This window comes from Acutalibacter sp. JLR.KK004 (assembly GCF_036941085.1).
In the GTDB taxonomy this organism is placed as follows: Bacteria; Bacillota; Clostridia; order Oscillospirales; family Acutalibacteraceae; genus Acutalibacter.
Genome location: NZ_JAYMNQ010000001.1, coordinates 144,426 through 165,262 on the forward strand (window position 1 = coordinate 144,426; position 20,837 = coordinate 165,262).

The 20,837-nt window shown below is 53.3% G+C and carries 20 protein-coding genes and 1 pseudogene; all 21 read right to left on the bottom strand.

All coding sequences use genetic code 11. The features are described from left to right. Positions 1-80: 80 nt before the first annotated feature. Positions 81-341, bottom strand: coding sequence for a helix-turn-helix domain-containing protein (locus VSQ30_RS00840; RefSeq protein WP_161471827.1), 261 nt, complete (start codon positions 339-341; stop codon positions 81-83). Beyond that, positions 328-2,214: a VirD4-like conjugal transfer protein, CD1115 family gene (locus VSQ30_RS00845; protein ID WP_334461385.1), complete on the bottom strand. Its 1,887-nt coding sequence runs from the start codon at positions 2,212-2,214 to the stop codon at positions 328-330. Before VSQ30_RS00845 ends, VSQ30_RS00840 begins: the two co-directional genes overlap by 14 nt. Continuing rightward, positions 2,193-3,164 (bottom strand): DUF3991 and TOPRIM domain-containing protein, encoded by a 972-nt coding sequence (locus tag VSQ30_RS00850; protein ID WP_161471829.1) that lies wholly within the window; start codon positions 3,162-3,164, stop codon positions 2,193-2,195. The genes VSQ30_RS00845 and VSQ30_RS00850 overlap by 22 nt, the downstream gene beginning before the upstream one ends. A 5-nt stretch (positions 3,165-3,169) precedes the next feature. After that, a complete protein-coding gene (locus VSQ30_RS00855; RefSeq protein ID WP_161929604.1) occupies positions 3,170-3,448 on the bottom strand; it encodes a DUF6809 family protein in 279 nt (92 codons plus the stop codon). A gap of 102 nt (positions 3,449-3,550) precedes the next feature. Next, the gene (mobP3, locus tag VSQ30_RS00860; RefSeq protein ID WP_334461386.1) at positions 3,551-4,894 is read right to left on the bottom strand and encodes a MobP3 family relaxase; all 1,344 of its coding nucleotides are present in this window, start codon (positions 4,892-4,894) and stop codon (positions 3,551-3,553) included. Further along, on the bottom strand, positions 4,882-5,049 hold the full coding sequence (locus tag VSQ30_RS00865; RefSeq protein ID WP_334461388.1) for a hypothetical protein: 168 nt from the start codon (positions 5,047-5,049) through the stop codon (positions 4,882-4,884). The genes mobP3 and VSQ30_RS00865 overlap by 13 nt, the downstream gene beginning before the upstream one ends. A 636-nt stretch (positions 5,050-5,685) precedes the next feature. Then, on the bottom strand, positions 5,686-6,078 hold the full coding sequence (locus VSQ30_RS00870) for a hypothetical protein (protein WP_161471832.1): 393 nt from the start codon (positions 6,076-6,078) through the stop codon (positions 5,686-5,688). Between the two features lie 12 nt (positions 6,079-6,090). After that, positions 6,091-6,693, bottom strand: coding sequence for a gamma-glutamylcyclotransferase family protein (locus tag VSQ30_RS00875; protein WP_160644236.1), 603 nt, complete (start codon positions 6,691-6,693; stop codon positions 6,091-6,093). Between the two features lie 13 nt (positions 6,694-6,706). Beyond that, positions 6,707-7,726, bottom strand: coding sequence for an amidoligase family protein (locus VSQ30_RS00880; RefSeq protein WP_256376701.1), 1,020 nt, complete (start codon positions 7,724-7,726; stop codon positions 6,707-6,709). Next, positions 7,723-7,995 carry a DUF6103 family protein gene (locus VSQ30_RS00885; RefSeq protein ID WP_160644238.1) on the bottom strand — a complete coding sequence of 91 codons (273 nt, stop codon included), beginning with the start codon at positions 7,993-7,995 and terminating at the stop codon, positions 7,723-7,725. The genes VSQ30_RS00880 and VSQ30_RS00885 overlap by 4 nt, the downstream gene beginning before the upstream one ends. After that, positions 7,995-8,906 (bottom strand): phosphoadenosine phosphosulfate reductase family protein, encoded by a 912-nt coding sequence (locus tag VSQ30_RS00890; RefSeq protein WP_334461395.1) that lies wholly within the window; start codon positions 8,904-8,906, stop codon positions 7,995-7,997. The genes VSQ30_RS00885 and VSQ30_RS00890 overlap by 1 nt, the downstream gene beginning before the upstream one ends. Then, positions 8,872-9,471 carry a DUF6329 domain-containing protein gene (locus VSQ30_RS00895; RefSeq protein WP_334461396.1) on the bottom strand — a complete coding sequence of 200 codons (600 nt, stop codon included), beginning with the start codon at positions 9,469-9,471 and terminating at the stop codon, positions 8,872-8,874. The genes VSQ30_RS00890 and VSQ30_RS00895 overlap by 35 nt, the downstream gene beginning before the upstream one ends. Next, a pseudogene (locus VSQ30_RS00900) lies at positions 9,434-9,916 on the bottom strand (CHAP domain-containing protein); the annotation flags it as partial. The pseudogene VSQ30_RS00900 and the gene VSQ30_RS00895, both read right to left, overlap by 38 nt. A gap of 479 nt (positions 9,917-10,395) precedes the next feature. Beyond that, a complete protein-coding gene (locus VSQ30_RS00905; protein WP_334461397.1) occupies positions 10,396-12,228 on the bottom strand; it encodes a VirB4 family type IV secretion system protein in 1,833 nt (610 codons plus the stop codon). Between the two features lie 16 nt (positions 12,229-12,244). Next, a complete protein-coding gene (locus VSQ30_RS00910; protein WP_334461399.1) occupies positions 12,245-13,045 on the bottom strand; it encodes a class B sortase in 801 nt (266 codons plus the stop codon). Next, positions 13,029-13,616: a hypothetical protein gene (locus tag VSQ30_RS00915; RefSeq protein WP_334461401.1), complete on the bottom strand. Its 588-nt coding sequence runs from the start codon at positions 13,614-13,616 to the stop codon at positions 13,029-13,031. Before VSQ30_RS00915 ends, VSQ30_RS00910 begins: the two co-directional genes overlap by 17 nt. 4 nt (positions 13,617-13,620) lie before the next feature. Next, the gene (locus VSQ30_RS00920) at positions 13,621-13,881 is read right to left on the bottom strand and encodes a hypothetical protein (protein WP_334461402.1); all 261 of its coding nucleotides are present in this window, start codon (positions 13,879-13,881) and stop codon (positions 13,621-13,623) included. Positions 13,882-13,893: 12 nt separating this feature from the next. Further along, entirely contained in the window at positions 13,894-14,772 is an 879-nt protein-coding gene (locus tag VSQ30_RS00925) for a conjugal transfer protein TrbL family protein (RefSeq protein ID WP_243425138.1), read from the bottom strand. A gap of 119 nt (positions 14,773-14,891) precedes the next feature. Beyond that, positions 14,892-15,224 (bottom strand): DUF3852 domain-containing protein, encoded by a 333-nt coding sequence (locus tag VSQ30_RS00930; protein ID WP_120428451.1) that lies wholly within the window; start codon positions 15,222-15,224, stop codon positions 14,892-14,894. A 79-nt stretch (positions 15,225-15,303) separates the two neighbouring features. Beyond that, complete coding sequence (locus VSQ30_RS00935; protein ID WP_334461404.1) at positions 15,304-15,636, bottom strand: DUF7768 domain-containing protein; 333 nt, start codon at positions 15,634-15,636, stop codon at positions 15,304-15,306. Next, positions 15,633-20,831: a VaFE repeat-containing surface-anchored protein gene (locus VSQ30_RS00940; protein ID WP_334461406.1), complete on the bottom strand. Its 5,199-nt coding sequence runs from the start codon at positions 20,829-20,831 to the stop codon at positions 15,633-15,635. Before VSQ30_RS00940 ends, VSQ30_RS00935 begins: the two co-directional genes overlap by 4 nt. Positions 20,832-20,837 lie beyond the last annotated feature (6 nt).

Here is a 20,837-nt window from a genome sequence, read left to right on the forward strand (position 1 = left end):
ATCCATTTGGTATATTATCATGACCATATACACCTGCCACCGAGAGAGCGCAATGGCTCCCTGGCGGCAGGGGAGGTCTGTCACATCTTCTTCAGGCGAAAAAGTAAGCTGCTCTTGCCGCCCTGGGCACGGTAGCGCTGCTCCGTTTCCAGCAGTTCAGCTTTTCTCAAATCCTGCAAGGCCCTGCGGACGGTAGATTGAGACAATTTCAATTCCCTGGCGATAGTTGGAATAGCAGGCCAGCACTCGCCATCCCGATTTGCCCGGTCAGCCAGATAGATATAAACTGCCACGGCCCGGTGGTGCAAATCCATCTTGTAGAGAAAATCAAACCGGCCCATCCTGGATTACCTCGGATTCTCTATTGCGCGGAGCAACCTCTTTCAACGGCCTATTTTGCCTACTGGCAGGGCCTTTCTTCTTTGAAGGCCGTTTACGCTGCTTTTGCGCGGGTGCGTCCTGGCTCTGCCCACCAGCGAGTGCATCTTCGGGAGGAGTATCATCTTCTTTCAGCCAATCCGGATGGTACTTCAGCACAATAGCCTGGAGCAGTTCGTTTTTCTCTGCATAAGCCACTTTGCGGTTGCCATTCTCTGGGACAGCATACTGCTCATCGAACTGGATGCCCCAATCAAAATATAGCTTGAGCCTGACCTTCATGGGATAAAAGCCGGTTTTCATCACGATGAACTGACCCTTGGGCATAGACTTCAACTCGTCTGGCGTCATGAGTGGGCGCTCTATCATCTGGAGGGACTGGCTGGGGTCGTTCTTGCTCCGGGACACAGAACCCGACATCACCGTTCGGCTGCCTAGTGCCTTGGACAGCACCTCGGCAGAGTTGCTGTTGGGCGCAAAACCGCCGAAGATAATGTTCTGGATGTTATCTACGATAATCTCAGCGCCCTCCTTGCCGTAATTTTTCTCAAGCTGCGCAAAGGACTGTATAATGGGTACGATCTGCAAGCGGCGGGAGCGGGAGGCAGAGAACATCATCTCGGCAGACTCTATTTTGGGAATCGTCCCGTACTCGTCACAGAAGAAAATACACCTGTTTTTCAGCTTACCGCCGTTTTCATCTGCCACGGAGAGGATCTCCCGGTAGAGCTGCTGGATGATAAGCGAAATCATAAAAAACGAATTGGGATTTTCCTCCGGCAGTATGACGAACACGGCGCACTTCTCGTTGCAGAATCGTTCCGCGTCAATTTCCGTATCAAAGCACAGGATTTGTTCGAGCTCTGAATCCAAAAATGAATTAAGGCGCGATAACGCCGTACCCATTACGCTTGCCATGGACTCTTTAGAGGTGTTCAGCGCGGCCCCCGCAAACCACTTGGCTTTGTGGTCATTAGGCAGCATTGCCATGAGCTGTTGGAACTGGTTTTGCCCTTTTTGCTGGGAGGGCGCAAGAAGTTCTTGGATGATTTTGAACACGGAAACAATATGCCTTTTCTGCGGTTCGCAAAACTCTGCCACCAGTAAAATCGTTGCTGTCAGCAATCCCTCGGCAGCATCGTAAAAGTAGGCATTGTCGCCAAAGGACGAGCCGTCCATGCCAGACATGATGATGGTCTTGGCAATAATCTTAGCATATTTTTCAGCTTTAGCTTTGTAGGCAAGCTGATCGGGACACTCCAGGTAAACGTCCATATATTTGTTGACGAGATGGAGCAGGTTGTTGCCGTGGGAGCGGGTGGGATTGCGCAGGTCGATGACGGAGACGTGATATCCGTACTTTTCAGCAATGGTGCCATAATTTCGTGCCACGTCCCCCTTCGTGTCGGTTCCTAACCAGCTCATGCCAGAGGCGCAGGCGTACTCAATGCAGGGATAAAGCCAGTATGCGGTCTTGCCCACACCAGCCGCACCAATCATCATAGTGTGGACGTCGCCGGTATCCACCATGGCAATAGTTTCATTTCTGCCTGTGCAGCCAACCACGATGCCTTGTGGCAGGGCCTGCCCGCTTTCCAACGTAGGTTCCTGACCATGAGCCGCCTGCTCCCGCCAGCGCTCCGGCGTAAAGGGAACGTGCCGGTACACTCTTTTTATCTCAGATTTCGTGGCCCATCGAGCGGTACCATGCTGGCCATCCCCAACCGTTTTCGCCTTAATGTTATTGAGATTGTAGATGTGCGCCAGCAGAGTGACACCGCTGAGAACGCAGAACATGAGAGCCGCCACAAAAATCAGCGGCGCAATATTTGGCATGACTGCTCCACCTCCAATCCATCACCACATAGCAAATCCTCGTTCCAGTCCTTGTTGACCGGAACGAGGATTTCTGATTCTATATTTTGCATGACCAGTTTGGCGGTAATCCGCTGGGCGGCAAGCTGGCCTGGCTCATCGCTGTCGAAACAGATGGACACTTTCTTGATACCGGGATTATCCGCCAGGCACTGAAACAGCACTTTATCTGAAACAGAACAAGCCGCCGCATAGCTGTGATTTCTCCAGCCGTCCTTGTTCATGGAGATGAAGGATAGCATATCGATTGGGGCCTCAAACAGATAGAGCCGGTTACTTTTCCCCGTCCAATGAAAACTGTACTCCGGTACACTTCCCACGGCGTTACCTTTGTAGGTGGAGGCGGAACCAGTTCCCCGCTTATTTGCGTGGCGAGGGTTGCCGTCTTTATCGAATCCAACGAACACCACATTGTGGTACTGTGCGGATTCGTAAATCATTTTCTTCTGGACAAATGCGTAAAGCACATCCTTGTCGATACCACGCCGATTTAGCAGGTAGGCGAACACCCGCCGCATATTATCGTTGGCAGGCGGCAGTTCAAATTTGGGAGCAGATTTTTGCATGGGAGGCAGAACGGAAAGCACCCCACTACTTCGGCCCAATAAATATTCCATTGCTTCTGGATATGATTTGTGATAGAATTTTCTCACGAAGTCAATGGAGTCGCCGCCCATCTGCTCATACTGGTGGAACCACAGATTTCCCCGGATAGTGACTTTTTGCGAGCCGTCCAGCCATTCCAATTCCGAACCAGATTTGCGTAAGGTTTCGCCCTGGCTGCGGAGCAGATCAGCTAAATCCGTGCGCCGTGCTCGTTCTTTCTGCTCGTCCGTAAAAGGAATAAATCCTGACATGAAACTCCTTTCCAAGAGAAAAGCCGCACCCTGCGGCGCGGCATCCTCTTTCAAAATTTCTACTTGTCTTGCTTGTCCATTTCGCCCAACTCCTTCATCAGGCCCACGCCGAAGCGCACACCCTCCGCGAACATACACCGGCATTCCTCGTCGCAGATTCCATCGGACAATTCATCGATCCGATCCAACTGCTGTTGGTCGTCGTCAGTCAGCTTTTCGCGCAGTTCGTCCATCAGCCTTTGCTTTTCTTCATTAAGCCGCTGATACTTTTCTGTTGCGGGCTTAACGGATTCGGCGGGATAGATTTGGCCATCGTAGAGCATATCAAGTATTTTCATAGCGCTACCTCCTACCACAATCATACCCAATCCATTGCCATAAATCCAGTGAAATCGAGTGGGCAAACCTACAGAGAAATTAATAAAATCTCATTCATATTTTTACCCATGCCGTAATCCTTGCGCCTGCTTTTTCTCGTTGATTTTCCGGCGCAGCTTGCGGTCGACACGTTTGTCCTGATAGACAGGCCGAACCTCATTTTGCAGGATCTGGCTGGTCTGCTGCAGCAGGCGCAGAGCGTTCATTCCAATGCCAGTACCAGCAACAGAGGAAGAACGTCCCTGTCGGCTATCGACATTACCTTCAGCCGTAGATTGCTCCTGCTGACTATCCAGAACCAAATCTATAGCCGCCTGGATGACGGCGTTCTTAATCGCTTTGAACTCCTTGTTTTGCGACAGCAGAATCCGCTCTGGCAGGCTGTTGTTATAGGTGCGCAGCACATTTTCCCTCTGCTCATACCACAAATCATAAAGTGCGGAAATGCGATTGTCTTTTGCGATTTCATCGACGATGGAATCCACAATCGCTTTTACATCTGCTTTCAGATACCCATACACTTTCTTACCTTTGGTGCGGGACAGCCGCCTGGCAAGCTGCAACAATAGTTCCTCCAAATGCTGATTGGAATACCCGCCAGCATTTACCTGCGAAGCGATTTCAGCCAGTACATCCTTGCTCTCGGAGCGCAGCTGGTTCCTATGCTCCGTTTGCTTTTCATAGATGCAAAGCAAATCCTGCGCAAAAATATCTTTTGCAAACGAGGAACGCAATTTCTGCACACCTTGTTTGGTGAGGTATCCCTCACTTTCTACCGTAGAATACGCAATGAGATGCACATGAGGGTGGTGCGACTCGTTATGAAAGGCCGCAAACCATTTCAGGTGGCCCATGGGAATGCGCAGATTTTCCGAGAGGGCCTGGGTCTGGGTGCGCAGCATATCCCGCCAGCGGGAGCCGTTGTCAAAGCCAAGACGCTCCGCATCTTCACGGCGCAGAGAAATAATCGCCGTCCACACATTGCCGCCGTAATTGTTGAGTTCCTGCGATACCTCCGCAAGATTCACCTGCACGCCATCATCCGTAAACAGTCCATGAGAACCGAAGCGTTCTGCACGGGAGCGGGTTGCAATATAATCTGCGTAGGTTTTGGCATTCAGCGCAACAGCGGCGTTATCCTCGATGGCGCGGGAGATAAATTCCGATGCAGATTCTACCGTCTGTTTCTGCCGGTAATCTTCGTACTCCAACATCTCCTTGCTGTCAGGGAAGTCACGCAGGATTTTGGCAATCAATTTCTTCTGATTCCAACTGACTGGCGCGAACCGTTTGCTGTCATCGATTTTCTCCACACCATCACGAGTAGCAATATATTTTGCATACCCGCCACGCCCCTGACGAGCGCTTGGTTTCAGAAACTTAAACTTCGTAACTAACTTTGCCACTCGACCGCGTCCTCAAATCTGAAATTGCCGTTGAGCCTTTTTATCTCTTGCACACACTCCCCTCTCAGCCGCGCCAGGGATATCTCGTCGATCTCACTGCTGGCGGCGACCACATTCATGAGCATAGCCAGCTCTACCGCCAGCTTGAACATCATCTTGCTCTGACGATTGTCGCTCTCAGAGACAATACTTTTCATGTTGGAGAGGAAAGCGTTTGGAAGATAAGATGCGCCATCCTCGGCAGTGAGACAGCCGATATAAAATCGGATAGCCTTTTCGATAAACTCAGATTTACTGCGGCAATCGTCCTGCCGGTATAGCTCCTTGACTTTCGCCAGCGTGTCCGGGTGGAGCCACAGCGCGAACTTGTATTTGTCCTTTGGTACCGAAATCTTGCAACACTCCCTTCTGTCGGCGCAACCCCGGAATATTTGGCGGAATACCGCCGTTTATTCGGTTTGCAGCCCCATTTTTCTCTGAATACGAATTTAGCAACCCCTTTTTGCTTTGTAACCCTGAAGCCCGAAAAAGCCCGACGCGACCGGCATTGCCGGGCGCGGTGAACCATGCAGGGGTGCAACAGCAACCCCTGCATTTTCTCCCGCTTGCTTTTCGACCTTGCCAAACCCGCCTCCAAAACCTGCGATTCTGGGGCTTGTCCAAACCAGCTACATGCTGCCCCAACACGGCCCGCGTGGGGGCAGAGCCGAGTGTTTTCTCGACCCAGCCCTGTAAGCCCCGACATAGGGCCACACAGGGGCCGACAGGCAGGGACGTGCTGGCAAACCTCGTCAGACTTTCTTGTCCGGGGGCATAATGCCCTCCAACCGCTCAAAGCAGCACTCGGTATAGGATAGGCCGTTCTCCGCGACTATCCTGTCCAGAACCGCCAGCATATCCTGCTCTTTCAGGCTGGCAGGGTCGCTGGGGCTGTCAAAGCAAACCCACTCGGAAGAGCCGGGAGAGTCCTTGACGTACACGTCGTACCCCAGCCGCAGAGAAGTATCTGACTGGAACAACACAGCATTTATCTTCATACAACCCACGGTCAGGCTGGCTGCAACGGTATCTTCCAGGTGCTGGGGAGCCTGCCGCCGCAGGCGGGACACTTCCCGGTCACTCATAAGCCGCCGGTACACATACTCGTTGCCGAGGGTGCGTTTCAATTCCTTTGTCCGATTCACACTGCCGCCCCCTCACATACGAAAGTGGAAGTCATATTCCTCATCTTCGTCCTCATCGTCCTCCACATCCTCCCACTCATCTTCTTCCTCATCCTCTATATCCTCATCTTCTTCTGGCTCCTCCTCGTCATAATCAAAAAGGGACTGCTGCTCATACTGTACGGCAGAATCATAATATCGCTGGGTGCTGCTCTGCAAAGCCTGTTCCAAGGCGGCAGTGTCTAGCCCACAATCCTTGTACCCTTGATGCACCGTGGCGTAGTAGCTGGGCGAGGGGAGGTTGAAATTCATGCGCGGGTTCATGATATACACCATGGCGCTGACCTCCCGGCCGCCCATCTTCACCTGCACATCCCGCTTGAAATAGTGGCTGGGAAAGCCCTCATACATATCCAGCGACCGCTCGTCCCTGGCCTGGATTTCCCACAGCCCCACGGGAACCGAGGCCCCATCCATGCGGCCTATGGTAGCAAAAGCCGAGCGCTCCCGGCCCTTGAACTGCAATTCATACCCTTGCAATTCGCCGACACCAACATATTTTGCCGTGGGACAGCGATACTGCATTTGCTTTTTATTAAGGTTGCTGCCATAGGCAACATATAATTTTTTAGCCAATTTTCTCACCCTTTCACATAGTCATTCGCGGTTCTTCTGATTCGTTCTGCGCTTCATCTCCCTCCGGAATTGTCGGCGCAGGGGCTTGCTCCATGGCCTGGGCAACGGACTCTGCCAGCCGTTTCTCAGCCAACCGCTGTTTCTGAGCCTCTGCCTGGGCCGGGTCTTTCCAGGCAATATTGCCGTCCAGATTCTTCAGCAGATGGTGGCGGGCCGTCTTGAACTCGTCGCCGATCAGCCCCAGCCGCAGCAACCATACCCGGAAGGTGTACTTCTCATTACTGCTCTGGGTCTTGATTCTGGAGGCAGATTTCTGCACCAGCGCCTGGTGGCTGATCGCCATGCAAAGCTGGATATATGACTTTATCTCACCTGCGTGGAGCGTGGAATTAAAGAGCCGAAATTCTATCGTCCCCTTAGAGAATACTGAGTGTAAATTGAGCCCATGATACCGGCTCTCGTCATAGTGCTCGTATCTGCCGGACGGCCCGTTATACCAGATATGCTCGAAGTCAGCCATGGACGAGGGCCGCTTGGCGTTTAGTTCATCCAGGAATCTGGTATCTGCTTTGGCACAGTAATGCTCCCGGTTGACGTTCACCTTGAGGGTCTTGTAGAGCAAGTCCTCCTTCGCCGCCATAATATTGACAATGTTGCGCAGGGTTTTCACGTTATGGGGCGAGGCATCGATGTGCACATGGATTCCGCAAGAGGCGTTGACCTTGGCCCCAGCCGTGCGCAGCTTGCGGATAAGCTCCTGGATGGTTCCGATGTCATCGTACTTGCATATGGGAGAAACGAACTCCACAGCATAGGCCGCATTGCGGGATTCGCCGCGCCGGGACTCTCTGCGAATGGAGGAATCCGACACCACTTTCCACTGGCGGCTCTCGCCGTCCCGCACCGTGTAGGTGTCGTAACTGCCGCCCACATGAATAGCGCTGGTACCAAAATGACCGGCAATCACCTGGGCCGCAGCCGCGCGAGTGATGCCGGTCATCTCAATTTCAATACCGAATTTTTGCGTTCTCAAAAGCTATCACGGCTTTCCGGGAGGGGAGCAGGGCTGGGTTCCGGTTCTGCCGCAGGGCGGGGACGCTTGCGTTTCTCCGCAGGCTTCGGCTCCATGCCGGAGCGCAGATCCAGAAACTCCCGGACATTGCCGGGGACGGCTTTGGCGTAGAGCGCATCCACGGCAGAGACCATTTCCTGCTCAACGGATTGGCCTTTCTGCTCCAAGTACAGCCGCAGGGCGGCCAGCTTTTCCTCGTCATAGGGAATGGTAATAGAATCTTTCTTCATTACAAATCAACTCCTTCTGTCTGGATATCTTCAAAAGTCATTTGGTTTTCAGGCGATGAACGGCTGCTCTCGCTAAGCCACCAATCCATAACGTCCTGACCACAGCGCCACTTGATATAGGGTTTGCCGTTGTCGATCCGGGCCTGCAGCATACGGTCAAAGGCGCGCAGGTACGCCTGCTCATATTTCGGGTACCTGGCGAACTCCTTGCGCATCTGCTTGGCCCCGGCAAGGGGACACCCAATGCAGCCGATCCGGGAGTACCCCTCGTCATAGAGGCAGCAGTGGGGGACACCTCTGGAATTGAGGTACTCCCACACATCTTCCTCCAGCCAGTCGATGATGGGATTGAGGGTGTGCATACTTTTCATCACGCAGGACTCCACCAGACGGCGGGCCTCGTCGTTGTCGTTCATCAGCTTGACCCGCGCACTGCTGTGGCTGTTCAGCTCCAGCACACCCCACTCGTTTTTGCGACGAGAACTTTCCGCCCACCGGACACCTGTAATCACAAAGCGACCTTGGCCGCCCCGCTCCTTGAGCCGGTCGCAGCAGTAGCGAACTATACGGGTCGGTGGCATACCTTTTTTCACAATCAAATCCCACATGGTAATGCCGGGATGCTCCACGGCAACATCAGGGTAATGCTCCCTCATAAAATAGATGACTTCTGGCGGGTCAACAGTAGTCAGGCTGTAGTGGGCGTCGAATTTCACCCCAGCCTCCCGGCACAGATGATACACGGCTTGGCTGTCCTTGCCGCCGCTGAATGCCAGATAGTAACCCTCGGTTGGCTCAAAGGTACGGAGCCGGTCGATGGCGATCTGTACCTTGTCATGGGTGCCGAAGAGCGTTTCCTCTACCAGCATGGTGACATCACATAGATATCCCCGGAGTCTGTTCCTCCACAAACTCCGGGGCGATGGTGAAATATATTTCGTTGGGAGTATTCTCCACCTCGTCAAACTCCGGGCGCTCCGAGAGCATATCCAGAAACAGCCGCCAGTCGAAGGCGCTCAAATCCTCATTAAATATGCCTTTCTCAACTTCCACGTCGATGTCGCTATAGGAGATACAAAACTTCCCATCTTCCTGCCCGGCCAATGCCTGCTGGACGTATTTCTCCACTAAGCCATCCATCTGCACACAGAAATCTCGCAGGGAAGGATAGCGGTTCATAAGGGATAATGTCCGGGCGCCCGACAGGTAGGCGGAGTACCGAGCGTAGGCAAAGCCCTCGGAATTCACAAGGATGCCATCATCAATCCCCTCACAAAGCACCAGCATCCCATGGGTGATACCATGACTATCCATATACATTTCATTGGCGTGTTCCATAATAAAGGGCTGGGGCTGCAGCAGATCCTCCTTAAATTTGCGGAATTCTCCTGGCGGCAGCTCCACCGTGTGGACGATCTCCCAGGGTGGGGCAAGGATCTCAGGTTCCCTCCACTGGGGCGTTACTTTCACTATCATTTTCCGTACCTCCTGATTCATATTTTGGCGTACCATACCCCAGGATTTCAAAGTACCCTATGGGGTAGCTGTTCTGCTGACAAGCGTCGCCAGAGTTGCCCTCTATGGTGTACACCCTGCCGTTTTCTACCTTTTCCACAATGCCGACGTGGTCGGAGCTGCCGTCCTGGGTACCGTCGTCCTCCACCCAATCGAAGAATATGATGGCTCCCGATGTGGGCGTAGCAGAGCCGTCCTGCCATAGATTTCTGGCCTGAAACCAGCTGACGCCTTGTTCGCAACCGGAAAACCGTGGTATAATGCCGCTGTCGATATAGCCGCACTGATCGGCACACCAGGAAACAAAACAGGCACACCATTCCACGCGAGAGGGGAAACCGTACCAGCTCCAATAGGGTTCGCCGCCCACATTACCTAGCTGCGACCGGGCCACGTCCACGATCTGCCGGTTCACAAAAGACATGATTTTCTCAAAATCGTCCGGGTCGATGTCCGTACCGAAGGCTGCGTTGACAGCGACAATGAGTTCCGCATGGGTCTGATCGTTAGTGAAACACCCAGCCAGCTTTGCAGCAAAGCCAGGCTCATGGGCGAAATCCCCCAGAGCAAAAAGAAATAGTACCAGCGCCTCTTTGAGCCTCTTTTCCTGCCCTCTGGCAGTCAGCTCCGCTTGGATTTCCTTGCCGGTGTCCTCAATAAATTGCAGGTCGGCCTGCTGCTCTGGGGTCAGATTCTGGATGGCCAGCCGCTGGAATTCCGGCACGTCTATCTCAAAATCCGTACTGAAAATGGCAATCACAGCCGCGATGGGCATGATGACCGCCACCAGCAACGTCAGCACAATACCGACAACTTTCTTCAGTGTTTTCGGGTCTGACAGCAGAGCAACAGCGATCTTTTTCAGGGCTGCGCCGAGAGCCGCACTCATCGCCCTCCTGCCTTTCCGAACAGGGCGGACTTATAATCGGGAGCAATCACCTGCAACAGATACCGCTCATTGCCGCAGCGGTACAGACAGGTGCCCCGCTCCGGGTATTTTATCAGCTCAAATTCGCTGGGTTCAACCTGCAAGGCGTCCATAAAATCTTTGGGGTTGATCTGCCCGGCGTTGAACAAAAACTGGTGTGTCGGGATAGAGAACAGCGGTTTCGTGAACTCCCGGATGCTGGGAATGAGAAAATCCTCGATATTCTGGCTGGCCAAAATAATGGAGGAATCCTTTTTCCGCACACGCTTCATGGCATTGCGGATATACTCAATGGCGGTCATATTGGTGAGGAACAGATAGAGTTCGTCGATGGACACAGCCGTGTTGCCCTTGCCCAGCAGCTCGTTGGACATATACGACAGGATGTTGAACAGCATGGCGTCCTTCAGGCGCTTGTTGGTGTCCATCAGCCCTTTTACGCCAAAACACAGAAACCGGTCATCGACAATATTGGTATGCCCATTGAAATATTTGCTCTCCGCACCCACACACATGGAATGGATTCCCAGGCAGACTTCCTGCAGCATTTCTTCGGTATACAGGTACTTTCTTTCTCTGTCGTAGGTGTGGTATTCCTCCTGGCACAGCTTGTAGAAGTCAGACAGGATGGGGAAATCACAGGTTTTTTTTGTGGTGTAGTCCGTGCTGTCCGTGATGCCGAACCGGGCGTAGAGTTTCATGAGAAGTATCTCAATGGTGTCGATCTGCGCGTCGGTGAAATCCTTGTAGGCCCGGAAAAAGTCTTTGAGGAAGGCGATATGCTGAGAGAGCCGTGTCACCCGCTTAAAGGCGTCAGGCGTAGCTGCGTCCACCTCGCCGGAACCGTCTGTCCATGCCTTTGGCTCCAAGGGATTGATGGTGTACTCCCCGGACATGAAATCGATATAGCAGCCGCCCAAGGCGCGGGTGAGTTCCTCATACTCGGATTCCGCGTCCAGGCAGATGCAGGTCTTGCCGGACTCCCGGAGGTTTGTTAGAATGAGCTTTAACAGGTAGGACTTGCCCTGCCCGGAATTGCCGAGGATGAGGATATTGCTGGTGGTCTTATCCTCTGCCCGGCGGTCAAAATCCACCAGCACATTGGAACCGTACTTGTCCCTGCCGATATAAAGGCCGTGGGGGTCAGTCTTGCCGGAGAAGTTAAAGGGGTACAGATTGGCAACGCTGGAGGCAGGCAGCACCCGTTCATACTGCGCTCCAAACTGGTTAGCGCCCACAGGCAGAACAGAGAGGAAGCCCTCTTTCTGCCGCAGGGTCAGACGGTCGACAGAAATCTTGGAGCGGGTCAACTCCATGCTGATCTCGCTCTGGAGCTCCTTGAGCTTGTCCAGCGACCTGGCCTTTAGTTCGATAAACACCGAACAGTGGAGAAGAGGTTCCTTGTTCTTCCGCAGAGTCGCCAGCAGCTCCACCACATCCTGGAGGTTCCCCTGGGCTTCGATGGTTTCGTTGACATCGTTGCCCCCGGACATGAGCTTGTTCTTTCTGGTGGCGTTCTGCAAAATTTTGCGCTGCTCCATAGGTTCCACCAGCCGGTGATAGATGCGCAGAGTCACCCCGCTGCGGTCGGCAAGCTGGGACAATATTGCCTGTTCCTCCGTGCTGGGTGGGTACTCCCGCACCACCCACACCGAGCGGTACGAGTCGCCCACGATATAATAGTCGCTCATAAACCGAACACTTCCCGGCAGGATGCAGTCGAAGAAGTCCTTTGTACGCACAGCTTCAAGCTGGGCCGGGTTCATTTTCTTATTCTTTTTCTTGGACATGATATCGCTCCATTCATTAAATTTTTGCCGCCAGCACAAGTAATCTGCCGTTGTGTGTGGAGTCGTAGCAGGTGGATAGCGTCAGGATTTGGGTGCCAAATTCTGGGCTGCTGCCTACCTGAAACAGCGTCTTGCCCATGGCTTTATTAACAGCGCTGTTGAAATCTTCAGCGGTATTGGCATTCACAAACTTGTACCAATCGTCATTGCTTTTGATCCAGGCCACAGCAAACACCTGATATTCCGCGCAGCCGTCCGCAGTCTGAAATTCTACAGTGGGGTGGGCCTTACAGAAATCCTCCTGTACATACCCCCGCAGCCCGGCAAACATGGTGCCGTTCATCATGTTGTGGCCATAAATAATAAGGTTATCGCTGTCCAGTACGCACCGAGAATCAAGGAAAGGAACACCCGATTCGCTGTACTCGCCCTGAAAATTTCGGCGCAGATACTTTTCAGGATCGTCCGGCGTGTGCATGATTGGGTAATTGATATCCGTATCTGGGATGCACAGCCAGCCCACAAAGTCCTCGTTCATGGCGAACAACTCGGAGAGGTCGCGGAGCTGCCCTTGTGATTCTTCTTTAGAATCAGGGGAGGGTGTGGTTGTAGCCGCTGGATGCTCGTCGGCTGTGGGAGGCCCTGTTGGGGTAGAGCTGGCAGCAGGGCTTTTTACGGTCACCAGCTTGGTGAGTTGCTCGAAATCCTCTTTTTCTTTCTGCCGTGACAGCAATTCCCCGCCAATCATCACCCCACAGGTGGCGAGAACAGCCGACAGCAGAGCGATGAAAACGCCGAACTTAATCCTCCGGCTCATAGGCTTGTACCTCAAAAAACTGCCCGCCATCCGTATATGGCATCTGGTCGCCGTTCATACTGGCATCGAAATAGATGGCAAGAAAGCGCTTGATATCGCTCTTTCTCATGCGCCGCACCTCAAAGCCCTGCTCGGAAATCACTTTCTCGATACGGTTCACAGCCTGGAACACTTGGTCTGCTTTCATACCTTTACACCGGCTGATAAACAGGAACTGCCGGGCCGTGGCCATCTCAGCCTGGGCGCGATCCAGCATCTCCCTGTCCTGCTCCAATAGCTGCCGAACCAGCGGGTTCCCTTCCTCCTGCAAACGTCCGCGCAGGTACGCCTGGTTATCGTCGAAGCACTCGCAGGAGTCGGTGCAGGTGATCTCGATATCCGGGATGGCAGACAGTACCATCATCAGGTGCCTGATTTTAATCTCGATATTCGTGTGGGACAGCACCGAGATGTTGGTGGGGGACACCAGAAAAAACAAGAGCTCGCCACGGTTTGTGGCAAGCCCGTATCTGGTGAAGTTCTGGATGCCCATGAGCTCCTGAGTGGAGCGGCCCTTCCTCTTTTTGCCCATTTGACTACCTCCAATCGTAGATTTGCTGGCTGGAAATGAAATAGCGGACGGCGTACTTTAGGAAATCCAGCACTGTGGCTTCCTCCATACGGATGGTGAGGAAACCGAAACAGAGCGTCACCGCCGCAGGTACCATGAAGTGGAGCTGCACCAGCGCCAGCACCGAGAGCAGGGCCGCCACGCACAGGATTGCGAAATCCCGCAGGCTCCACAGCCACAGATTTGCCGTTGCTTTCAGATTTTGCGGATATAAATAAGTTGTCATTTTACACCTCCGTCACGCGATTGCCTTTGCCACTGACCGGGTCATGTTCACGGCAGTCGATGTGGCATGAACCACGCTCATCATGTTGACTTTCACGCTGGAATCCAGCCCAAACTGCTGGGCGATCCTCGGCACTTCCCCTGCCGCCAGCATGATTCCCAGGGCCAGCAGCATATTGTCTGAGAAGGTCAGCAGGCCCAGGAACAGCAAAGTTGTCTGCAAAAATGCAGTTAAACACAGCGCTATAATTTGCTTGACCCACTGGTTGAAGCCGTCCGTGTAGCCCCGAGGAACACTGAACATATAGAGCGCTCCCACTGCCATTTGGATTAACAGGATTCCCCCGCGCTTGATATTTGCGAAGAAAATTTTCATCACGCAGTAGGCAAAGGCCACCAACGCCAGCAGCTCGAACAGCCCTATCACCGTATTCTGCGGCACCACAAAATTTGCTGTCAGGATAGCAATGCTTTGTTCTGACAGCCCTTGCGCCTGCTGCCCGGAGAAGATTCTGGTGAGGTCGCCTGCAAAAGTGTTTTGCAGACTTATACAGAATTTATAGAGTTCGACCGGCAAAATACCAATGAGCGAACAGGCGAAAAAGCCTTTCAGCACATTTATTGCCGTAGTCTTGACACTGGCCCGCCCGGTCTGGTATTCTATAGCTACATCGAAAACAGCTACCACCGTCCCAGCAATGAACAGCGACCAGCCGAACATCGTGAATAATGAGATCGTCGCGCTGACCCAGTTCAGGTCGAAAATATCCGCGCCCATGTTTCCCATCATGGTGAAGAAATCGCTGGCCGCATCGAATATGGTGTTGTAAAACCATCGTATCATGGCGTCCCAGATGGCCGCCGAAACCTGCTCTCCAATCGTATCGAACACTCCGCCGACAGCACTTCCTATGCCACCGAGAATGTCGCCTAACCAATCAAAAATAGAAATCACCACCTAAAAAATGTAAGCAGGAGGGGCGCATTGCCCCTCCCACTCCGTGAATAATTTTACAGTATCGTCCAGATATAAAGGGGCGCTGTCAAGGTGAAAATCAGGCAGGCGAACAGGATTGCCGGAGCGGTAAACTCCAGTTGGCCATGCTTCCTATAGTCGAAATACGCGCCGCCCACCTTGACGAAAAACAGCACCGCCAGGATCATGTCGATGACGGGGAACACCACGTTGTCCACCACAGCCCGAATCTGGGTTTGTGCTGTTGTCCAAGTGCTCTGGATAGCGCCCGCCACGTCGCCGGTCGCCATGGCGGGAACCGCCAGAACCGGCACCAGCAGCGCCGCGAACACAGTGCAGAAAAGGATTTTTATCCACTTCTTTTTCATTGCAAATTTTCCTTTCTTGATAAAATAAGGTTTTGGGCTTGCCAATTCAAACCGCAGCAAGCCCAAAACAGCAGGCCATTTATTGGGGGAGAACTTTCTCAATTTCATGAGGCTTTATAAGCCTAACCCTAATATTGAGGTTGTGCGCCAGCTTTATTTCAGCCCTCATGCCGTCAGTCGCCTGGTCGCCGAACACCCAGACTTCATCGCAAAACCAGAGTAGACTAAGCCCCGCAGCCATGCCCATCTCACGTTCCTCTGGGATGCTGTCATCGAGACAGAGCGCATAAAAATGCGGGGTGACCGGAGCCGCCCCGCATCTCAGCGCGTATTCGCTATAGCGCTTTGCCTTTTCCAGATTATCCTCCACGTCCCCCGAAAGAGGCGCACAGATATACACCTTCTTCATCATTCATCATCCTGTTCCTTTTTCTTTCTGCCGTACATAAAAATGCCGGCCGCCAAGCCACCCAGAGCAACAGCACCCAAGCCGATCCAGAAACCCATGATGGAACGGTCGCCGGTCTGAGGGTTGCCGGGGTTAGGCGTGGTGGGCTTGCCGGGAGTGACCGGCACGATCTTTACCGTCTGACCCTCATCGTTGATATCCTCATGGGCGGCGATCTTCACCTCGCCCTGGTAGAGCGTTTCGAACACCACAATTTCAGTGGCCTGGGTGATACCGCTGCCGTTGAAAGTGAGCTTTACTACAGTTTCACCGTTAGCTTTTTCGGGAGTAAAAACAGTTTCAGCGGTTACGTCTTTATCCCCAACCTTGAATGGGTTGCCAGTTGCCTTGTCCATGAGGACACCCACCAGCTTGTACTCCGTGCCGGGAGTCAGGTTCTTGTAGGACACCACATCTTCAATGGTGATCTCCTTGGCAGGAGCGGCCTCCTTCTTGCCATCAATGGTGGCAGTGGTGCAGATCTCCGGCCTGGTGACAACGATGGTGACGGTCTGTTCCTTGTCGCCAATATCTTCGTGGACAGCAACTTCCTTGCCGCCCAATGACAGCTTTTCGAACACCACAATATCTGTAGCGGCATTCACCCAAGAGGTGTCAAAGGGGAAAGAAACAGTGACCTCTCCTTCAGATTTTTCGGGAGTAAACACAACCTCGGCGCGGATTTCCTCGCCGTTGAGCTTGAAAGGTTCACCGGTGGTCTTATTCATTAGCGTACCGGTCAGCTTGTATTCCTTGCCAGCGGTCAGTCCCTTGTAAGACACCACATCTTCGATGGTGATGAGTCCATCTGTGGATACTTCTTTCTTGCCGTCAATAGTTGCTTTGGTGCCGATCCTCGGCCCGGTAACAGTCACCTTGACGGTCTGTGCGGGATCTTCAATATTGGCATGAGCTGCCAGCTCGATACCTTCTCTGGACAGGCTCTCGAAAGCCACGATCTCCGTAGAATCCACCAGCCCGGTGGTGTCAAAGGTGAACTGCACTACAGTTTCGCCATCAGTAGTATCGGGAGTGAAAGTGCTTTCAGCATGGATTTCTTCGCCTGCAACCTTGAGGGCCTCGCCGGTATTTTTGTCCATGAGAATTCCATAGACGCTATACTCTTTGCCAGGGGTCAGGTTCTTGAACGCCACCACATCGTCGATGGTGACCGGCCCGTCGATGGTAACCTCTTTTTCTTCTCCAATGGTGGCCTGGGTGCCGATTTCCGGGACATGGACAGTCACCGTCTGGGATTCATCCTCAATATCTGCGTGGACAGCCAACTCCCGGCCATCCTGATACAGATTCTCGAATACTACGATATTAGTATCGGCTTTAATATATTTCGCGTCAAACTCAAACAGAACCGTTACCGTGCCGCTGGAGTTCTCCGGGGTAAATACGGTTTCAGAGCGCACCTCTGCACCATTGATTTTCAAGGGTTCATCGGCTGCCTTGTCCATAAGCACACCCTTGACCGTATACTCCTTGCCAGGCACCAGATGGGTGTACTCCACTACATCCTCTAAGGTGAATACTTCGGTTGCATTGACTTCCTTCTCGCCGCCGATGCTGGCGGTCGTGCCCAACTCAGGCACTTTATCGTTGACCACTGTAATCTCAATAAGCTGTTCGTCCCGCTCCACCTGCACATGGTGAATGTCGGTGTTGGGAAGATACCCCTCGGCAGGCTGCAGCTCCCGGACGATCCAGTTGCCCAGAGGGACATTTTCAAAGCTGAACACACCTTCCTCATCTGAGGTAGCGGTCAGTATGGCGGTGTCGGAGGTGAACTGTAGTACATCTGGACGGAACAAGCCAAACAGCGCACCGGCGATGGTTTCCTGATTCTCCCGGTCGATTTTCAAGCCCTTGATGCTGCCGTAAATGAGTTCGTTGGTGATTGGTTCGCCATCGTTCAGGGCGATTTCTACTACAGAAACATCCTGCCCAGCATACTCAAACAAAACCGGGTACACAGTATCAGGCAAAGTGTAGTGCTTGTCGGTGCTAATCTCTTTGACATAGTAGCTGCCCAGAGGCAGGTCGGTGGCAAACACAGCGGAGCCGTCCTCGGCACAGTTTATGCTTTCAATCAGGCCATCGGCAGGGATGATGGAGCCATCGTCTGCGGTAATATCCTCGGTAGCGTACAGCCCAAACTGTACCGTGGTAATCTCGCCGTTCATCCCAAGCTGGAACCGCTCGTCCTGCTCCAACACCTTATCCAGGCTGATTTTTATCTTCTGCCTGTCGTCGTGGAGGGTGGCGCTGGCCTCGGTGATATCCACTTCCTGTCCGGCATAGGTCAGCTCTACCGTGTGCGTTTCCGTGTCCAACACGGTGCCATAGGGGGCCTCCACTTCCCGCACCTGGTACTTCCCCAGGTAGAGGGGTTCGGTGGCAACGGGGCCGTCCTGGGCGGTCGTAAGGGTGGAAACCACCTCGCCTGCTGCGTAGCGGATGGTACCGTCCGGGGTGATGATGTCCTCGGCGGCTGTTACCTCATAGACCGCACCTTCCAGAGCCTTTTCCTCATAGACTGGCTGGTAACTGACAGGCAGGTTTACTTCGTTTCCATTTTCATCTACAGAACTGCCGCCCAGAACTGTTACGGAGGAGAACACCTCGCCCAGCTTGGTGATGCTGATGGTGCCCTTTTGCGGCATATTGGGCCGCTCGACTTCTACCACGGTGACGGCACTTTCCTCGGTGGAATTGTCAGGAGTTATATCAAAATAGACCGGTTCGGAGTTCAAGACGTAGCCATAAGGGGCCTGCACCTCCACCAAAGAATAGCCTGTGCCGTAGGGCAGAACTTCCGGGGTGATGAGGGTGCCATCGGTCGTGGTATAGAAGGTGTCAATCACAGTTACTGCCGGGTAGGTGAATTGCATAGTCACCAACTGCCCATTGGGGTCATATATCTGGAACCCGGCTCCGGCGTAGGGAATAGCCTTGCCGGTTTCCGCATCCGTCTTGATTACCTTGACGTAGCTGGTGAACGGAGCATTGTTGATGAGATAGCGGTACACGCCGCCGTCCTTGTTGATGAACACGTCGAAGTCCTTCATGAGCTCGCGCCCATCCCAGCCCTTGGTCTGACGCACGGTGTACACGCCGTAGGGCAGCAGCTTGGTTTCCGCATAGCCGTTTTCATCGCAAATCAGGTAATCTTTTTCGCTGTCTTTCGCACTGTCATAGCTGCCGGAGGACTTGAGAAACACAGCAAACTCCGCACCCACCTCCGGGGTCTCTATCTGCGTGGAGCCATCGTCACAATGCTTGATGATGGTGATTTTTCCTTTCTGCACGGTTTCGGGGCTGGTAAGGGCAGGCGCGGAGTTAAACTCCACCTCATACTGCTTGGGATCAGCACCTACGGGATACACGGTTTCGTCCAACAGATACCCCTCGCTGGGGCTGATCTCCTGCACTGTCCAGCCGGGATCGCATACATAATAGCTTGTGGTGAAATGGCCCTCGCTGTCGGTGGTATAGGTGTCCACCAGTTCGCCATCTTTATACACACCATAGACAGCACCCGCCAGGGTAGCGTCGCCCTGGGGTGCAGTCGTTTCGCTATCCACTTTATTCAGAGTGATATTGAACTTCTTCAGCACATTGCGGAAGGTGGCGTTGGTGGCTTTCTCCCATTCGATATTGGCGGTCTGAGCGGCGGGCACCACATAGCAGACAGCCGTGTCCACTTCCTCCAGAGTATACCCGCTGCCGATGGGCACATCGGTGAACTGCGCTACACCAGAGCTGTTCGTAGTGGCGTACAAATCCACAGTTTCACCCATGGAGGACGTACCGAAAAGGTGGAAACGAACACCAGAATTCAAGCCGTCCTCACTATTTTTGGTGACGGCCAGGGAACCTTTCTGCAAGCTGTTGTTGAAACTGACGGTCGCCGTCTGTCCGGCCTGGACGGTCACCTTCTGTGGCTCCTGGGGGACATAGTCGCCAGCCACCTGCTCTGTGACGGTGTACTCGCCCGGCTGCAGGTTGTCGATTTGCACCTCGCCGCGGCTATTGGTGGTAACGGTCTGATTGATGCCGTTCCCTGTGATTTTGAAGGTGATGCCCTCTACCTTGCCGTCCTCGGAGGTTTTCACGATTTTAGCGGAGCCGTAAGAAACATTGAGTTTCAGATAAGCGGCGATGGGGTCGGTGACGGACTGGGTGTAGGTGACGGTATTTTGCTGCCCAACACCAGGCCCGAAGGTACCATCGTCCCACACTACCAGCCCCATACGCTTGGAGTCTTTTTTGCTGGCGCTGACGGTCACATCGCCGGTGGGAGCGGTAGGGCTGGTGATGGTCAGCACATCGCCGCTGGTGGTGAACTTCATGGCGCTGTAGTCAGAGGAAAACGTGTAGTTACCCAGCACCTTATTGGTGTCGGTCAGCGAGGCAGTGTACTGGCTGCCGTCCCATTCCAACTCGATAGTGGGCGCTTTTCCACGGCTCTTAGCCATGAAAGACGGTATTTTGCTGTGGTTCTGGACACTGGTGACCATAGAGTTGTACTTGTCCATGATCCGGGAGCGGAGCGGGTGTCCCTGCTTAATGAAGTCCAGCACAGGATTTTTCCCTCCGGTGCTGACATGAGCGAACTGTTCATCTCTTTCGCCAACGATGGTTTCCCAAATCAGAAGCTGGGTGGCGTACACATGGGCCAGCTTGTCAGCGGCGGCGCTATTCTGCGACACCCAGGTGGGGTCGATGTTGCCGGTGTAGCCATACTGCAAAATCCGGCCAATCAGGGACTTGATGGTGTCGGCGTCGATTGTCTTGTTGAGCGACGAGGGGTAATTATCCCAAAAGGTTTCGTCCTTCGCTGTAAACGTGTGGGCGTTGTCGATGGGAGTCCCCGGCTCGATACAATAGGCCACTTTTCCCTCATACGAGCCGACGGCAAACGTGGCGAACATATCGTAAGCGTCCATATACCAGCCGTTCATGAACTGGAGGTTATCCCGGTCCCAATGGTCGCGGTTGGTTTCCGCATCACGAGGGAAGCTGACCATATAGATTTCGGAACGTTCCCCTGCGGCCTGGGCCGTGGTCCCGAAACTGGCGAACATGGAAAAGCACATGAGCAAGGCCATGACCAGCGCCATGCTTTTCCGTTTAACAGTAGATATCATATTCTC

Bases quoted from the DNA above. Each gene is read 5' to 3' on its own strand.
- VSQ30_RS00935 (WP_334461404.1), bottom strand. From the start codon at position 15,636: ATGATGAAGAAGGTGTATATCTGTGCGCCTCTTTCGGGGGACGTGGAG.
- VSQ30_RS00940 (WP_334461406.1), bottom strand. From the start codon at position 20,831: ATGATATCTACTGTTAAACGGAAAAGCATGGCGCTGGTCATGGCCTTG.
- VSQ30_RS00865 (WP_334461388.1), bottom strand. From the start codon at position 5,049: ATGATGTTCAAGCTGGCGGTAGAGCTGGCTATGCTCATGAATGTGGTC.
- VSQ30_RS00910 (WP_334461399.1), bottom strand. From the start codon at position 13,045: ATGAGCCGGAGGATTAAGTTCGGCGTTTTCATCGCTCTGCTGTCGGCT.
- VSQ30_RS00885 (WP_160644238.1), bottom strand. From the start codon at position 7,995: ATGAAGAAAGATTCTATTACCATTCCCTATGACGAGGAAAAGCTGGCC.
- VSQ30_RS00915 (WP_334461401.1), bottom strand. From the start codon at position 13,616: ATGGGCAAAAAGAGGAAGGGCCGCTCCACTCAGGAGCTCATGGGCATC.
- VSQ30_RS00855 (WP_161929604.1), bottom strand. From the start codon at position 3,448: ATGAAAATACTTGATATGCTCTACGATGGCCAAATCTATCCCGCCGAA.
- VSQ30_RS00845 (WP_334461385.1), bottom strand. From the start codon at position 2,214: ATGCCAAATATTGCGCCGCTGATTTTTGTGGCGGCTCTCATGTTCTGC.
- VSQ30_RS00920 (WP_334461402.1), bottom strand. From the start codon at position 13,881: ATGACAACTTATTTATATCCGCAAAATCTGAAAGCAACGGCAAATCTG.
- VSQ30_RS00930 (WP_120428451.1), bottom strand. From the start codon at position 15,224: ATGAAAAAGAAGTGGATAAAAATCCTTTTCTGCACTGTGTTCGCGGCG.
- VSQ30_RS00905 (WP_334461397.1), bottom strand. From the start codon at position 12,228: ATGTCCAAGAAAAAGAATAAGAAAATGAACCCGGCCCAGCTTGAAGCT.
- VSQ30_RS00840 (WP_161471827.1), bottom strand. From the start codon at position 341: ATGGGCCGGTTTGATTTTCTCTACAAGATGGATTTGCACCACCGGGCC.
- VSQ30_RS00895 (WP_334461396.1), bottom strand. From the start codon at position 9,471: ATGATAGTGAAAGTAACGCCCCAGTGGAGGGAACCTGAGATCCTTGCC.